Source organism: Mesorhizobium sp. ANAO-SY3R2, from assembly GCF_042466635.1.
In the GTDB taxonomy this organism is placed as follows: Bacteria; Pseudomonadota; Alphaproteobacteria; order Rhizobiales; family Rhizobiaceae; genus Aminobacter.
Genome location: NZ_CP159955.1, coordinates 3,774,317 through 3,789,135, shown reverse-complemented (window position 1 = coordinate 3,789,135; position 14,819 = coordinate 3,774,317). Strand labels below are relative to the sequence as shown.

Here is a 14,819-nt window from a genome sequence, read left to right as displayed (position 1 = left end):
GGCAGAAGGGGCGCCACCGAGCGCCCCTTCTTGCGTTGTCAGTCTGTTCGGGCCCGGAATGTCAGCTCAGACGTGCTGGCCGCCATTGATGTGGATCTCGGCGCCGGTGACGTAGGACGCCTGGCCCGAGCACAGGAAATAGATGATGTCGGCGACCTCTGACGTCGATCCCAGCCGGCGCATCGGGATCTGCTCGACGATCTTGTCGGTGCCCGGCGACAGGATCGCCGTGTCGATCTCGCCGGGGGCAATGGCGTTGACGCGGATGCCGTGCGGCCCGAAGTCGGCCGCCATCTCGCGCGTCAGCGCGCCGAGTGCCGCCTTTGAGGTGGCATAGGCCGTGCCGGCGAAGGGATGGACGCGGGTACCGGCGATCGAGGTAACGTTGACCACCGAGCCCTTTGCCGCCGCCAGTTCCTTGAACAGGCCGCGCGCCAACATGATCGGGGCGAGGAAATTGACCTGGAACACGTCGCGCCACACATGCATCGGCGTGTCGATCGAGTTCATGCGGCCGCCGCCCTGGTGCTTGGGCGAAATGCCGGCATTGTTGACCAGCGCATGCAGCATGCCGCCGTCCTTTTCCAGGCGCTGGCGGATTTCCGAGACGGCGCTGCCGACGTCGCCCTGGTCGGCGAGGTCGACCTTGATGTGATCCTCGGGGCCGGCGGGCCAGGGGCAATCGTCGGAGAAGGCCTGGCGCGAGCAGGTGATGACGCGCCAGCCCTCGCGCGAGAAGCGCTTGACGGTCGCATGGCCGATGCCCCGGCTCGCGCCGGTCAGCACGATAGTCTTTCGCGGTTCGTTATTGTCGGCCATCGGATCCTCGCTCGGGTTGACCCGTATGTAGCGGATGCCTCCTCCCATTGCGAGGGGGCGCGACGAATGGCTCCGGCGCTCAGCCGCGCTCGGATGCTGCCTCGCGGATGGTCTTGAGCAGGATCGAGAACGGCGCCGAAGGCTGCGTGTCGGTACGCATCGTCAGCCCCACCGGCCCGCGCGTGTCGCTGGTGTCGATCGGCAACATCTTCAGCGTGCCGGCCGCAATCTCGTCGCTGACCACGCCATGCGAGATGATCCACACCGCATCGCTCTGGCGCACAAAGGCGCGGCCGAAGGAATCCGAAACGGTCTCGATCTCGGTCGGGATCGAGGCCACGCCGTTGGTGATGAAGAAGCGCTCGACGAAGGGCCGGATGATCGAGCCGCGCGTCGGCATGAGCAGCGGAAATTCGCTCAGCCGTTCGAACACGTCCTCTTGCGCCCCGAGCAGCGGGTGGCCTGGTCGCACCACGAAAACGACCTGCTCGGAATAGAGATGCTCGAAGAAGAATCCGGTCATCTTCTCAGGTGCGGCGAGTCGGCCGACGACGAGGTCGAGTTCACCCAAGCGCAACTGTTCGAGCAGAACGGCGTTCTCGCCGGTGACGATCTTGATCGTGCTGCCGGTGTCCTCTTCGAGAAACAGGCCCATGGCGCGTGGCATGATATGTGCTGAAACCGTCGGCAGCGCCCCGATGCGGATCGGCGGCCCGCTTTCGGCGCGCGCATTGGCGACCGAGTCGATGCCTTGGCGGAGTGCGGTGATCGCCATGCCGGCATGCTGCATGAAGATTTCGCCCGAACGCGTGATCTTGATGCCGCGTCCGTCGCGTTCGAACACGGTGACGCCGAGTGCTTCTTCCAGCTCGCGGATCGTCTTGGTCACCGCCGGCTGGCTGACGTTCAAAAGCCCGGCCGCCTTGACCACGCTTTTCTGGCGCGCGACTTCTAGGAAAGTCTGAAGATGGCGGAACCGGACGCGGCTTTCGATCATGCTTTCTCATAACCCAGCAGTTAAGAGAAAGCCACAAAATATCATTTTACCAAACCAAACATCTATTCCACTCTGACATCGAGGAGAAACACAGTGCAGTTCATCGACATCGGCGGCGTCACGCTGCACTACCAGCTTATCGGCGGCCCCGCAGACAAGCCGGTCATCGTCTTCGCCAATTCCCTCGGCACCGATTTCCGCATCTGGCGCGACGTGATCGTCCGGCTTGCCGGCGATTTTCCCGTCGTGACCTACGACAAGCGCGGTCACGGCCTGTCGGACGTGGGCGCGGCACCCTATTCGATGGACGACCATGTCGGCGATCTCGAAGGGCTGCTCGACCATCTCAAGGTCAAGAACGCCATCGTCTGTGGCCTGTCGGTTGGTGGGCTGATCGCGCAGGGGCTCTATGCCAGGCGTCCCGATCTGGTGCGCGGGCTCATCCTTTGCGACACCGCCCACAAAATCGGCACGACGGAATCCTGGAATGCCCGCATCGCCACCGTCGAGAAGGATGGCATCGCCTCGATTGCCGACGGCGTTCTCAAGCTGTGGTTCACGCCCGAATTCCACGCCAAGCGCGGGACCGATCTCGCCGGCTATCGCAACATGCTCGCGCGCCAGCCGGTCGAAGGTTACGCCGGCACCTGTGCTGCCCTACGCGACGCCGACTATACCGAGGCGGCGAAGGCAATCGCGGTCCCCACGCTTTGCGTCGTCGGCGACCAGGACGGCTCGACCCCGCTGGCGCTGGTGCGTTCCATGGCCGACCTCATCCCCGGCTCGCGTTTCAAGATCATCGACGGCGCCGGCCATATCCCTTGCGTCGAGCAGCCCGAAGCGCTGGTCGAACTTATCAGGCGCTTCATTGCCCGCCTTCCATCTGGAGTGAACTGACATGAATGCATCGGCGCCAGCCTCGTCCCGGTATCGCGAAGGTCTCGCCGTCCGGCGCTCCGTGCTCGGCGACGCTCATGTCGACCGTGCGCAGGGCGCCTCCACCGATTTCGACCAGCCGTTCCAGGAGCTGATCACCGAAGCCGCCTGGGGCACGGTGTGGGCGCGTCCGGGCTGGACCAAGCGCGAGCGCTCGATGGTGACGCTGGCGCTTCTGGCCGCTCTCGGCCACGACGAGGAGGTGGCGATGCATGTGCGCGCCACCGCCAATACAGGGGCAACGCGGGAGGACATCTGCGAGGCCTTCCTGCATGTGGCGATCTATGCCGGCGTGCCGGCGGCCAACCAGGCCATCAAGATTGCCAAGCAGGTCTTTGCGCAAATGGACGAGGAGGCAAGCAAGTCCGATGCCCGCTGATCTTTTCAACCGCAAGCCCGAGACCGGCGCCTTCTTCCAGCGCGACCGCGACTGGCATCCGCCGGCATTTACGCCGACCTACAAGACCTCGGTGCTGCGCTCGCCGCAGAAGGCGCTGCTGTCGCTCGACAACACGATCTCCGAGATCACCGGCCCGGTCTTCGGCCACAACATGCTGGGCGAGCTCGACAACGACCTGATCCACAATTTCGCCAAGCCGGGCGAGAGCGCTATCGGCGAGCGCATCATTGTCTACGGCCGTGTTCTCGACGAGCGCGGCAAGGGCGTGTCGGGCGCACTGCTCGAATTCTGGCAGGCCAATGCCGGCGGTCGCTACCGCCACAAGAAGGAAGGCTACATCGCCGCCCTCGACCCGAATTTCGGTGGCTGCGGCCGCACGATCACCGACGAGGACGGCAATTATGCCTTCCGCACCATCAAGCCGGGCCCCTATCCCTGGCCGAACGGCGTCAATGACTGGCGCCCCGCCCATATTCACTTCTCGGTCTTCGGCCACGGCTTCGCCCAGCGGCTGATTACCCAGATGTATTTCGAGGGCGACCCGCTGATCTGGAAGTGCCCGATCGTCAAGACCATCCCCGACAGGGCGGCCGTCGAGACGCTGGTTGCGGCCCTCGACATGCATTCGACGATCCCGATGGATTCGCTCGCCTACAAGTTCGACATCGTGCTGCGTGGCCGCCGCTCGTCGCTGTTCGAAAACCGCATGGAGGGCAACTGATGGTCCAGTCCCTGAACCGCCTCAAGGAAAGCCCATCGCAGACCGCGGGCCCCTACGTCCATATCGGCCTTACGCCCAATTTCTGCGGCATCCCCGGCGTCTACGACCGGGATCTCGGCACGGAAATGGTCAACGACAAGACCAAGGGCCAGCGCATCACCGTCAAGGCCCGGGTGCTCGACGGCACCGGCACGCCGCTCAAGGACGCGCTGATCGAGATCTGGCAGGCAGATAGCGACGGGCTCTACAATTCGCCGTCGGAACTGCGCGGTACCGCAGACCCCAACTTCACCGGCTGGGGGCGCAAGCCGACCGACATGGTTTCGGGCGAATGCGTCTTCGAGACGATCAAGCCGGGCCGCGCGCCGTTCAAGGACGGCCGGCTGATGGCGCCGCACATCACCTTCTGGATCGTCGCGCGCGGCATCAACCTCGGCCTGCAGACCCGCATGTATTTCGGCGACGAGGAACAGGCCAATGCCGAGGATCCGGTGCTCGCCCGCATCGAGCACCGCCTGCGCGTGCCGACCCTGATCGCCGAAGCCAGGGGGGATGGCACCTACCTCTTCGACATCCACCTCCAGGGTGAAAACGAAACGGTGTTTTTTGACATCTGAGCCATGACAGTTTCGCCATTCGATCACCCTTATCTGTCAGTCCTGCTCGGTGACGAGGAGACCGCGCGCCAGTTTTCCGTCGAGGCGGAAGTGGCGGCGATGCTTGCCTTCGAGTGCGCGCTCGCCGAGGCCGAGGCGGACGAGGGCGTGATCGCTGTCGACGCGGCACGGGCCATCGCTGCGGTACTGACCTCGTTTGAGCCCGACATGGCCGCACTCGCGGCGGGGGTCGCGCGCGACGGCGTCGTCGTGCCGGAACTGGTGCGCCAGCTGCGTGCCGCCGTCGGCGCGCTACATGGCGGGGCCGTGCATTTCGGTGCCACCAGCCAGGACGTCATCGACACGGCGCTGGTGCTGCGGCTGAGGCCCGTCCTCGACCGGCTCGACGTGCTGCTGGCACAGTTGGTCGCAGCACTGGCCGGTCTCGAAGACCGCTTCGGCGCCAATCCTCTGATGGGCCGCACACGTATGCAGGCGGCCATCGAAATCACCGTCGCCGATCGCATCTGCGCCTGGCGCGGACCGCTCGAACGGCACCGCGCCCGCCTTGCCGTGCTGCGGCCCGAGCTTCTGGTCGTGCAGTTCGGCGGTGCGGCCGGAACGCTGGAAAAGCTGGACGACAAGGCGGCAAGCGTGCGTAGCGCGTTGGCTGAAAAGCTCGGTTTGGGCGACGCACCACAATGGCAGAGCCAGCGCGACCGGCTCGCCGACTTCGCCAGCCTGCTTTCGCTGATTACCGGCAGCCTCGGAAAGTTCGGCCAGGACGTGGCACTGATGGCGCAGGACGGCTCCGAGATCGCGCTCGCCGGCGGTGGCGGTTCGTCGGCCATGCCGCACAAGCAGAACCCGGTGGCGGCCGAAGTGCTGGTCACGCTGGCGCGCTTCAACGCCACGCAACTCTCGGGAATGCACCAGGCGCTGGTCCACGAACAGGAACGTTCGGGCTCGGCCTGGACGCTCGAATGGCTGTTGCTGCCGCAAATGGCGGTGGCGGCAGCGGCATCACTCAGGCAGGCGAACGCGCTTGCCGCCCAGATCGCAAGCATAGGCGCTCGACCAGGCCTCTAGCCCGAGCGCAGACAACCAGGTGTCCAGACTGATTGCCGGCCAGGGATGGCCGCGCGACGACGTATGGGTATCGCGCCAAGAAGGATAAGAAATGCGCACGCAAGTGGTCATCATCGGCTCCGGCCCCTCGGGCCTGCTGCTCGGGCAGTTGCTCGCCAACAACGGCATCGACAACGTCATCCTCGAACGTGTCGACCGCGACTACGTGCTTGGCCGCGTCCGCGCCGGCGTGCTTGAGCAGGGCATGGTCGACCTTCTCGATGAAGCCGGCGCCGGCGCCCGCATGCATGCCGAGGGCCTGCCGCATGAAGGCATTTCGCTCGCCTTCGACGGTCGTCTTCACCGCATCGATCTTGCGGCCCTGACCGGCGGCAAGCGCGTCATGGTCTACGGCCAGACCGAAGTCACGCACGACCTGATGGACAAGCGCCAGGCGGCCGGCCTGACCACCGTCTACGAGGCCAAGAATGTACAGCCGCACGGCTTCGACCGTGACGCGCCCTATGTCACCTACGAGAAGGACGGCATTGCCCATCGCATCGATTGTGACTTCATCGCCGGTTGCGACGGTTTCCATGGCGTCAGCCGCAAGTCCGTGCCCGAGGGCGCGATCAAGACCTATGAGCGCGCCTATCCCTTCGGCTGGCTCGGCATCCTCGCCGAGGTGCCGCCGGCCGATCACGAGCTGATCTACGCCAACCACCCCCGCGGCTTCGCACTGTGCTCGATGCGCTCGACCCATCGCAGCCGCTACTACGTGCAGTGCCCGCTCGACGACAAGGTCGAGGACTGGAGCGACGAGCGCTTCTGGGATGAGTTGCGCCGCCGCCTGCCGCCGGAGGCCGCCGCACGGGTCGTCACCGGTCCGTCCTTCGAAAAGTCGATCGCGCCGTTGCGCTCCTTCGTCGCCGAACCGATGCGCTTCGGCCGCATGTTCCTTGTCGGCGACGCCGCCCACATCGTGCCGCCCACCGGCGCCAAGGGTCTCAATCTTGCCGCCAGCGACGTGCGCTATCTGTTCTGGGGCCTGCGCGAGTTCTACCAGGACAAGTCCAGGGTCGGCATCGATGCTTATTCGGCGCGCGCCCTTTCGCGCGTCTGGAAGGCGGTGCGGTTCTCGTGGTGGATGACCACCATGCTGCACCGCTTCCCCGACACCGACGATTTCGGCCAGCGCATCCAGGAGGCCGAACTCGACTATCTCGTCCACTCCGAGGCGGCATCGGCCTCGCTGGCAGAGAATTACGTCGGGTTGTCCTATTGATCAGGTAACAATCGCGCAAGGCGCATATCCGCTTGGTTATAGATTGCGCGATTCTTTTCATTTTACATTACCGTTTCGGGCATGACACTTGGCACAATACCGATAGACCGACGCGCTTTTGCCGCGCCGGTTCGGCCACACGGAGGAAACATGAAGAAGTCCCTTTTGACCGCGCTTGCGGTGCTCGCACTGTCCGGAACGGCCCTTGCCGATACCATCAAGGTCGGCGTCGTCGGCCCGTTCTCCGGCCCGTTCGCCATCCAGGGCAAGAATTTCAAGGCCGGCATCGACGCGTGGATGGCGCTGAACGGCTCGAAGGTCGGCGACAGCGACATCGAGATCGTCTACCGCGACGTGCCGCAGGCCGATCCGGCCCAGTCCAAGGCGCTGGCCCAGGAACTGGTGGTCAAGGAAGGCGTGCAGTATCTCGCCGGCTTCTACTTCACCCCCGACGCGATGGCCGTCACCCCGCTGCTCGAGCAGGCCAACGTGCCGCTGGTCGTCATGAACGCCGCCACCTCGGCCATCGTCACCAAGAGCCCGCTGGTCGTGCGCACCTCCTTCACCACCTGGCAGACGTCGGCCCCGATGGCCAAGGTCGCCAAGGAGCGCGGCATCAAGAAGGTCATCACCGTGGTCTCCGACTATGGTCCGGGCGTCGATTCCGAGAACGCCTTCAAGACCACCTTCGCAGCCGAAGGCGGCGAGGTCGTCGATTCCATCCGCATGCCGCTGTCGACCAACGACTTCAGCCCGATCATGCAGCGCGTCAAGGATTCCGGCGCCGATGCCGTCTTCGCCTTCCTGCCGTCCGGCCCGACGACGCTGGGCTTCGTCAAGGCCTACAACGACAACGGCCTGGCCAAAGCAGGCGTCCAGTTCCTGGCGCCCGGCGATCTGACCCAGGAATCCGACCTGCCCGCACTCGGCCAGGCGGCCGAAGGCCTGCTGACGACGTTCCACTATGCCGTCTCGCACGACTCGGCCGAGAACAAGAAGTTCGTCGAGGCTGCGCAGAAGGCGATCGGCAACCCGGCCGAACTGTCCTTCCCCTCGGTCGGCGCCTATGATGGCATGCACGTCATCTACAAGATGATCGAGGCGACCGGCGGCAAGCAGGACGCGCAGAAGGCGGTCGATGCGGTCAAGGGCCTTGCCTGGGAAAGCCCGCGCGGTCCCGTGTCCATCGATGCCGAAAGCCGCCACATGACGCAGAACATCTATCTGCGCGAGGTCGCAAAGGCCGCTGATGGCGCCTACTACAACAAGGAAATCGCTACCTTCGAGAAGCAGGGCGACCCCGGCCTTGCCGCAGTGAAGTAACAGCGCTACGCCAACGACAGAGCCCGGATGCCGCAAGGCATCCGGGCAACTGCTGGATAAAACGATGCAAACCGTTCTCAGTGTTGGGATCGACGCGCTTGCCTACGGCATGGTGCTGTTCGTCATCTCGATCGGCCTTTCGGTGACCATGGGCCTGATGCGCGTGGTCAACCTCGCCCATGGCGCCTTCGCCATGATCGGCGGCTATATCGCCTCCTATGCCGCGCAGACGCTTGGCCTCGGCTATGCCGTTGCCGTGCTGGTCGCGGTCGTCGGCACCATCCTGATCGCCATTCCGGTCGAGCGTTTCCTCTACCGCCGCATCTATGGCGCGCCGGAGCTGACGCAGGTACTGATGACCATCGGCATCACCTTCTGCGTTATCGGCATCGCCAACTATGTATTTGGCCCGACGCTGAAGACTATCCCGCTGCCCGATACGCTTCGCGGCCCGGTCGATCTCGGCTTCCGCTCGATCGCCGCCCACAAGCTGTTTGCCATCGCCTGCGGTGTCGTCGTTGCCGGAGCGCTCTGGTACCTGATCGAAAAGACCTCGTTCGGCGTCAAGCTGCGCGCCTCGGTCGACAATGCCGCCATGGCCGCCTCGCTCGGCGTGCGCACCAAGATCGTCTATGCGGTGAGCTTTGCGGTTGCTGTCGGCCTTGCCGCGTTCGGCGGCATCGTCGGCGCGGAACTGCTGCCGATCGAGCCTTATTACGCACTGCGCTACATGGTCACCTTCCTGGTCGTCGTCTCGGTCGGCGGGGCGGGCTCCATCCCCGGCGCGCTGCTCGCCTGCCTGCTGCTCGGCGCCATCGACACCACTGGCCGCTACCTGTTGCCGGAATATGGCGAGTTCTTCTTCTACCTCGCCGTCATCGCAATCGTCTGCGTCTTCCCGCGCGGCCTCCTGGGCAGGAGCAAGTAGATGGCTGCCATCGAACACACCTCCGTCGCCAGGCCGGCGACCGCGCGCCCCAACTGGCTCATGCGCGACCTGATCGGCCTCGTTGCGATCCTGGCGGTCGCGGCAATCGGCTACTTCCTGTTTCCCAACAACCTGGCGCTGCTGACGCGCATCCTCGGCGTAGCCCTTCTGGTGCTGTCGATCGACCTCGTGACCGGCTTCTGCGGCATAGCCACGCTCGGCCATGCGGCACTGTTCGGCGCTGGCGCCTATGCGGCCGGCATCGCGGCCGTCCACTTCGGCATCACAGATCCGCTGCTGATGGTCGTCATCGGTGCGGTCGGCGGCGCCGTCGCCGGCATCGTCTCGGGCGCCGTCATCCTGCGCGGCCACGGGCTTGCCCAGCTGGTGCTGTCCATTGCCGTCGTCCACCTGTTCCACGAGGCGGCCAACAAGGCTTCAGCTTATACCGGCGGCAGCGATGGTCTGTCGGGCATCTCGCCCGATCCGATCTTCGGCATCTTTGCCTTCGACCTGTGGGGCCGCACCGCCTACGGCTTTGCCGTGGCGCTGATCGTGGTCGTCTTCATCCTTTTGCGCCTGCTCACCCGCTCGCCCTTTGGCATGCTGTGCCGCGGCATCAAGGAAGACCCCATCCGCATCCGCGCCATGGGGGCTTCGGTGCAGGGCACGCTGCTCAAGATGTATGTCATCTCGGGTGCGGTCGCCGGCGTCGGTGGTGCGCTCAACGCCATCTCGACCCAGGTCGTCGGCCTCGACTCGCTCAGCTTCACGCTTTCGGCCGAGTCGCTGGTCATGCTCGTCCTCGGCGGCACGGGTTCGCTCTACGGCGCCCTCATCGGTACCGTCAGCTTCATGTGGTTCGAGGACTTCGTTTCGGCGGCCAATCCGTTCCATTGGCTAACCATCGTCGGTGCGCTGCTGATCGCCGTTGTGCTGTTTGCCCCGCGCGGCCTCTACGGCACGGCGCTTGTGCTTCTCGATCGTTTCAAGGGTGCCGGCAAATGAGCGCGGTCTTCCAGGTCGAAAACCTCAAAAAATCTTTCGGCGGCCTCGCCGTCACGCAGGACGTGTCGATCACCATGAGCCCGGGCGACCGCGTCGCCCTGATCGGGCCGAATGGCGCCGGCAAGACCACCTTCGTCAATCTGGTCACCGGCCATCTCGAGCCGGATTCCGGCAAGGTCATTCTCGGCGGCAACGACGTCACCGCGCTTGGGCCGACGCCGCGCGTCCGCCAGGGGCTGGTCCGCTCGTTCCAGGTGACGCGGCTGTTCCCCGACATGACGCCGGAAGAGCATCTGGCGCTGGCCGTCATGCAGCGCACCGGCCGCACCGGCCGCATCTTCGGCCACTACCAGGCGATGCCCGACGTCATGGCCGAGGTGGCCGAGCTCATGCACACGCTCGGCCTCGACCATATCGCTACGCGCAAGGTCTCGGAGATCGCCTATGGCCAGCAGCGCCTGCTGGAGATCGCGCTTGCGTTGGCGCTGAAGCCGAAAGTGCTGCTGCTCGACGAGCCGGCGGCCGGCGTGCCGCAGAGCGATACCCCGCGCATCGAGGCGGCCCTTGCCGGCCTGCCATCCGACCTCGCCGTGCTGATGATCGAGCACGACATGGATCTCGTTTTCCGCTTCGCCAAGCGCGTCATCGTGCTCGCCGCAGGCGCCATCATCTTCGACGGCTCGCCTGCCGATGTCACCAAGGACGCGCGTGTGCGTGAAGCCTATCTCGGAAGCTACGCCAATGACCGCAGCGCCGCTTGAAATCTCCGACCTGAGCGCCGGCTACGGGCCGACGCGCGTGCTGGAGAACGTCTCGCTCTCCGTGCCCGCCGGCTCGCGCCTCGCCGTGCTTGGCCGCAACGGCATGGGCAAGACGACGCTGCTCGCCACCATCGCCGGCCAGACCAAGCGCTATGGCGGTTCGATCCGCCTCGGCGGCACCGACATGAGCAGCATGGAAAGCTCGTCGCGCGCACGCAGCGGCCTCGGTTACGTGCCGCAGGCGCGCTGCATCTTTCCTTCGCTGACGGTCGAGGAAAACCTCTTCGTCGGCCTCAAGGACCGCGACCGCGCGGCGATCGAGGAAGCCTACGACATGTTCCCGCGCCTCAAGGAGCGCCGGAAGAATCTGGGTTCGCAGCTCTCGGGCGGCGAACAGCAGATGCTGTCAACCGCGCGCACCATTTTGGGCAAGCCGACCGTGCTTTTGCTCGACGAGCCGTTGGAGGGGCTGGCGCCTGTGATTTGCGAAGAGCTGATGGAGGTGTTCTCCAGGCTCGCCTCGGGCGGCGAGATGACCGTCGTGCTGGTCGAGCAGCGCATCCAGAGCGCGCTCGATTTCGCCGACCATGCGATCATCCTCGAACGCGGCCGCATTGCCTGGTCGGGCACGCCTGCGGAGCTTTCTGCCCAACCTGATGTGGTCGAAAAACTGCTCGGAGTTGGCGGCCTGCACTGAGGCCGCCCGGTCACGCGGCGACACGTTCGCGTGACCGGGCCTGACCACTTTCCCAACGGGCCTGCATAGACGCGTGACATCAAGCAGTTAGGAGCTCCGCCTTGGGCGTGCCATGCGTTGTCGGTCAGGGAACCTGTCCGATTCCCATGCGTTGTCTATGGTGGTCACAGTTGGGAGGACACCATGGAACGCATGCCTTTTGATACTGCAGTCATGATCCGCCTTGGTGCCGGAAGCACCAAGCGCGAGGTCACTTCGGTCAAGGGCGCATATGAGGCGCTGGTCGACTGGCCGCATGCCAAGCGCAGCGGGCCGCTATATCGCGAGGCCGTCAGCGTCGTTTCCGCAGCCCTTGCCGGCACCCGTTCGGCCGATGCGGCGCGCAAGGCATTGATCGCCGCCGCCGACGAGATCGGCATCCTGGCCAGCTGATTTTTCCCGATCCTTACCCTGGCTGATGTCGCGTCACTACCCCGCCAGCGCCTGTTCGAGATCGGCGATCAGGTCGTCGCCGTCCTCGATGCCGGCCGACAGCCGCACCAGCGCGTCCGAGATGCCGATCGACGTCCGCTTGGCCGGCGGGATCGAGCCATGCGTCATCAGTGCCGGATGCTCGATCAGGCTTTCGACGCCGCCAAGGCTCTCGGCCAGCGTGAACAGCTGCGTCCGCTCGAGGAAGCGTTTGGTGCCGGCGAGGTCGCGGTCGAGTTCGACTGAAATCATGCCGCCGAAGGCATGCATCTGCGCCTTGGCAATGGCATGCTGCGGATGGCTTTCCAACCCGGGATAGATCACCCGCAGCACATCCTTGCGCGCCTCCAGCCAGCGCGCGATCTTCAAGCCGTTCTGCGAATGCCGCTCCATCCTGAGGGCCAGCGTTTTCAGCCCGCGCAGGGCCAAAAAGCTGTCGAACGGCCCTGATATCGCGCCGATGGCGTTCTGCAGGAACTTCAGTCGGTCGGCGAGATCCTTGTCGTCGCCGACCACCACGCAACCCCCCACCATGTCCGAGTGGCCGTTGAGGTACTTGGTCGTCGAATGCACGACGAGGTCGATGCCAAGTTCCAGCGGCCGCTGGATATACGGGCTGCAGAAGGTGTTGTCGGCGACAGAAAGGATGCCCTTGCGCTGGGCAAGGGCTGCCACGGCTGCGAGATCGACGACCCGCAGCAGCGGGTTGGTCGGTGACTCGACCCACAGCATCCTGGTCTCGGGCCGGATCGCCGCTTCGACGGCCGCGAGATCGGTGAAGTCGACGAATGTCACGTGGAGCCCAGCCGAGCGCTTGCGTACCCGCTCGAGCAGCCGAAACGTGCCGCCATAGATGTCGTCGGTGGCGACGATATGGGCGCCGGCGTCGAGCAGTTCGAACACGGTTGCGATCGCCGCCAGCCCCGAGGCGAAGGCGAAGCCGGCGGAGCCGCTTTCGAGGTCGGCGATGGCTCGCTCGAAGGCAAAGCGCGTCGGGTTCTGGCTGCGGGCATATTCAAAGCCCTTGTGGACGCCTGGGCTCTGCTGGCCGTAGGTCGAGGTGGCGTAGATCGGCACCATCACGGCCCCGGTCGTCGGGTCGAGGCTCTGGCCGCCATGGATGGTGCGCGTCGAAAATGCCAGCCGGTTCGGGGAGGTATTGGTCATCTTGCCCTTCTCAGGTGGTTGATGAGGTCGACACGGGTGATCAGCCCGATGAACTCGTCGCCGTCGAAGATGATCGCCACCTCGTTGCGCTCGAAGACCGGCAGGAGCGCGTCGAGCGTCTGGCTGGCCTGCAGCGTGTGCAGGTCCCTGGCCATGGCTGTGGCCACCGGTGCGTTGAAGCGCTCCCAGCGCCCGTCATAGGGCCCTTCGACAACGGCCAGGATGTCGCTTTCGTCGACGATGCCGACCAGCCTGCCCTGGTCGAGCACCGGCAGCTGCGACAGGTCCCCGCGCCGCATCCGGCCATAGGCGGTGAGCAGGCTGTCGCCGGGCCCGACGAACACGGTCGCGCCTTCGCGGTGCGAGCGCGCCACAAGGTCGCTCAGGTCGCCGTGCTGCTCCTTCTCGGCCAGCCCCTGTTCGGCCAGCCAGTAGTCGTCGAACACTTTTGACAGGTACTTGTTGCCGCTGTCGCAGACGAAGGTCACGACCCGCTTCGGCACCTTCTGCTCGCGGCAGTAGCGCAGTGCGGCCGAAAGCAGCGTGCCTGACGAGGATCCGGCAAGGATGCCTTCCTTGGCGAGGAGATCGCGCACCGCCAGCATGCTCGCCTTGTCGTTGACCGAATAGGCCTTCTTGACCAGCGACAGGTCGCAATTCGGCGGCACGAAGTCCTCGCCGATGCCTTCAACGGTCCAGCTTCCGGCCTCTTCCATCTTGCCGGTCTTGACCAGCGGCGCCAGCACCGAGCCGACCGGATCGGCCAGCACCATCTCGGTCTTCGGCGAGACCCTGGCGAAGAAGCGCCCCAGTCCGGTCAGCGTCCCGCCCGAGCCGACGCCCACCACCACGGCATCGACGTCGCCACCAAGCTGCTCCCAGATCTCCGGCCCGGTCGTCATCTCGTGTGCGGCGGGGTTGGCCGGATTGGCGAACTGGTTGGCGTAGAACGAACCGGGGACTTCGTTGGCGATCCGCTCGGCCATGTCCTGATAGTATTCGGGGTGGCCCTTGCCGACGTCGGAGCGCGTCAGCCTCACCTCCGCGCCCAGCGCGCGAAGATGCTGGATCTTCTCGCGCGACATCTTGTCGGGCACCACCAGAATGATGTGGTAGCCCTTGGGGATACCGACCTGGGCCAGGCCGAGCCCGGTGTTGCCGGCAGTCGCCTCGACGATGGTGCCGCCCAGCTTGAGCTTGCCGTCGCGCTCGGCCGCCGCGATCATCGACAACGCGATGCGGTCCTTGATCGAGCCACCGGGATTCTGGCTCTCCAGCTTGATGAACAGTCGGCACGGCCCGGTGTCGAACTTGGTCAGCTCGACGACGGGCGTTTCGCCGATCAGGTCGAGCATCGATTTGAAGGGCGGGTTGAGGCGGGCCATGGCGGCGTCTCCCTTCGCTGTCAGCGAGCATATCCCATGACGGAGGAACAGGCACCTGCCTGCTCATTCCAGCGGCCAGCCGGGGGCGGCTGGCCATCGTCGCGGCATTTACCGGCGGCGAGCCGCCCGAACCAAGCACGGGCGTTCCAATTGGGGCGATGACACAGGAAGGAAATTCCCGGACGCATAAAATGGTTCCGCCCGCCGGATCGGCGGATCCGGCGGGCGGCAATTCTTTGCAATGGCGGGCGCGGGCG

The 14,819-nt window shown here is 65.2% G+C and carries 16 protein-coding genes; 12 read left to right on the top strand and 4 right to left on the bottom strand.

Annotated elements, in window-relative coordinates:
* Positions 1-66 precede the first annotated feature (66 nt).
* A complete protein-coding gene (locus ABSY17_RS23080) occupies positions 67-819 on the bottom strand; it encodes an SDR family NAD(P)-dependent oxidoreductase (RefSeq protein ID WP_378946053.1) in 753 nt (250 codons plus the stop codon).
* 79 nt (positions 820-898) lie between these two features.
* A complete protein-coding gene (gene pcaQ / locus ABSY17_RS23075; protein ID WP_378946050.1) occupies positions 899-1,816 on the bottom strand; it encodes a pca operon transcription factor PcaQ in 918 nt (305 codons plus the stop codon).
* Positions 1,817-1,909: 93 nt separating this feature from the next.
* On the opposite strand from pcaQ, the gene pcaD reads away from it, so the two are divergent.
* The 12 genes from pcaD to ABSY17_RS23015 all read left to right on the top strand — a co-directional run bounded on the left by pcaD (position 1,910) and on the right by ABSY17_RS23015 (position 11,971).
* Positions 1,910-2,713 (top strand): 3-oxoadipate enol-lactonase, encoded by an 804-nt coding sequence (gene pcaD, locus ABSY17_RS23070; RefSeq protein WP_378946047.1) that lies wholly within the window; start codon positions 1,910-1,912, stop codon positions 2,711-2,713.
* 1 nt (position 2,714) lies between these two features.
* On the top strand, positions 2,715-3,131 hold the full coding sequence (gene pcaC, locus ABSY17_RS23065) for a 4-carboxymuconolactone decarboxylase (protein ID WP_378946045.1): 417 nt from the start codon (positions 2,715-2,717) through the stop codon (positions 3,129-3,131).
* Positions 3,121-3,873: a protocatechuate 3,4-dioxygenase subunit beta gene (gene pcaH / locus ABSY17_RS23060; protein ID WP_378946042.1), complete on the top strand. Its 753-nt coding sequence runs from the start codon at positions 3,121-3,123 to the stop codon at positions 3,871-3,873. Before pcaC ends, pcaH begins: the two co-directional genes overlap by 11 nt.
* Complete coding sequence (gene pcaG, locus ABSY17_RS23055) at positions 3,873-4,490, top strand: protocatechuate 3,4-dioxygenase subunit alpha (RefSeq protein WP_378946039.1); 618 nt, start codon at positions 3,873-3,875, stop codon at positions 4,488-4,490. The genes pcaH and pcaG overlap by 1 nt, the downstream gene beginning before the upstream one ends.
* A gap of 3 nt (positions 4,491-4,493) precedes the next feature.
* Positions 4,494-5,558 carry a 3-carboxy-cis,cis-muconate cycloisomerase gene (locus tag ABSY17_RS23050; RefSeq protein ID WP_378946036.1) on the top strand — a complete coding sequence of 355 codons (1,065 nt, stop codon included), beginning with the start codon at positions 4,494-4,496 and terminating at the stop codon, positions 5,556-5,558.
* A 91-nt stretch (positions 5,559-5,649) separates the two neighbouring features.
* Positions 5,650-6,822, top strand: a complete 1,173-nt coding sequence (gene pobA, locus ABSY17_RS23045) for a 4-hydroxybenzoate 3-monooxygenase (RefSeq protein WP_378946033.1) — start codon at positions 5,650-5,652, stop codon at positions 6,820-6,822.
* Between the two features lie 150 nt (positions 6,823-6,972).
* On the top strand, positions 6,973-8,145 hold the full coding sequence (locus ABSY17_RS23040) for an ABC transporter substrate-binding protein (protein ID WP_378946030.1): 1,173 nt from the start codon (positions 6,973-6,975) through the stop codon (positions 8,143-8,145).
* A gap of 64 nt (positions 8,146-8,209) precedes the next feature.
* On the top strand, positions 8,210-9,073 hold the full coding sequence (locus ABSY17_RS23035; RefSeq protein ID WP_378946028.1) for a branched-chain amino acid ABC transporter permease: 864 nt from the start codon (positions 8,210-8,212) through the stop codon (positions 9,071-9,073).
* Positions 9,074-10,081 carry a branched-chain amino acid ABC transporter permease gene (locus ABSY17_RS23030; protein WP_378946026.1) on the top strand — a complete coding sequence of 336 codons (1,008 nt, stop codon included), beginning with the start codon at positions 9,074-9,076 and terminating at the stop codon, positions 10,079-10,081. It abuts the gene before it with no gap.
* Positions 10,078-10,842, top strand: coding sequence for an ABC transporter ATP-binding protein (locus ABSY17_RS23025; RefSeq protein ID WP_378946023.1), 765 nt, complete (start codon positions 10,078-10,080; stop codon positions 10,840-10,842). The genes ABSY17_RS23030 and ABSY17_RS23025 overlap by 4 nt, the downstream gene beginning before the upstream one ends.
* Positions 10,823-11,539, top strand: a complete 717-nt coding sequence (locus ABSY17_RS23020) for an ABC transporter ATP-binding protein (protein WP_378946020.1) — start codon at positions 10,823-10,825, stop codon at positions 11,537-11,539. The genes ABSY17_RS23025 and ABSY17_RS23020 overlap by 20 nt, the downstream gene beginning before the upstream one ends.
* 183 nt (positions 11,540-11,722) lie before the next feature.
* A complete protein-coding gene (locus ABSY17_RS23015; protein ID WP_378946017.1) occupies positions 11,723-11,971 on the top strand; it encodes a DUF982 domain-containing protein in 249 nt (82 codons plus the stop codon).
* Positions 11,972-12,007: 36 nt separating this feature from the next.
* Here ABSY17_RS23015 and ABSY17_RS23010 read toward each other — a convergent pair whose 3' ends face one another.
* Both ABSY17_RS23010 and ABSY17_RS23005 read right to left on the bottom strand, forming a co-directional pair.
* On the bottom strand, positions 12,008-13,177 hold the full coding sequence (locus ABSY17_RS23010; protein WP_378946015.1) for a cystathionine gamma-synthase: 1,170 nt from the start codon (positions 13,175-13,177) through the stop codon (positions 12,008-12,010).
* A complete protein-coding gene (locus ABSY17_RS23005) occupies positions 13,174-14,562 on the bottom strand; it encodes a pyridoxal-phosphate dependent enzyme (RefSeq protein WP_378946012.1) in 1,389 nt (462 codons plus the stop codon). Before ABSY17_RS23005 ends, ABSY17_RS23010 begins: the two co-directional genes overlap by 4 nt.
* Between the last annotated feature and the right edge of the window lie 257 nt (positions 14,563-14,819).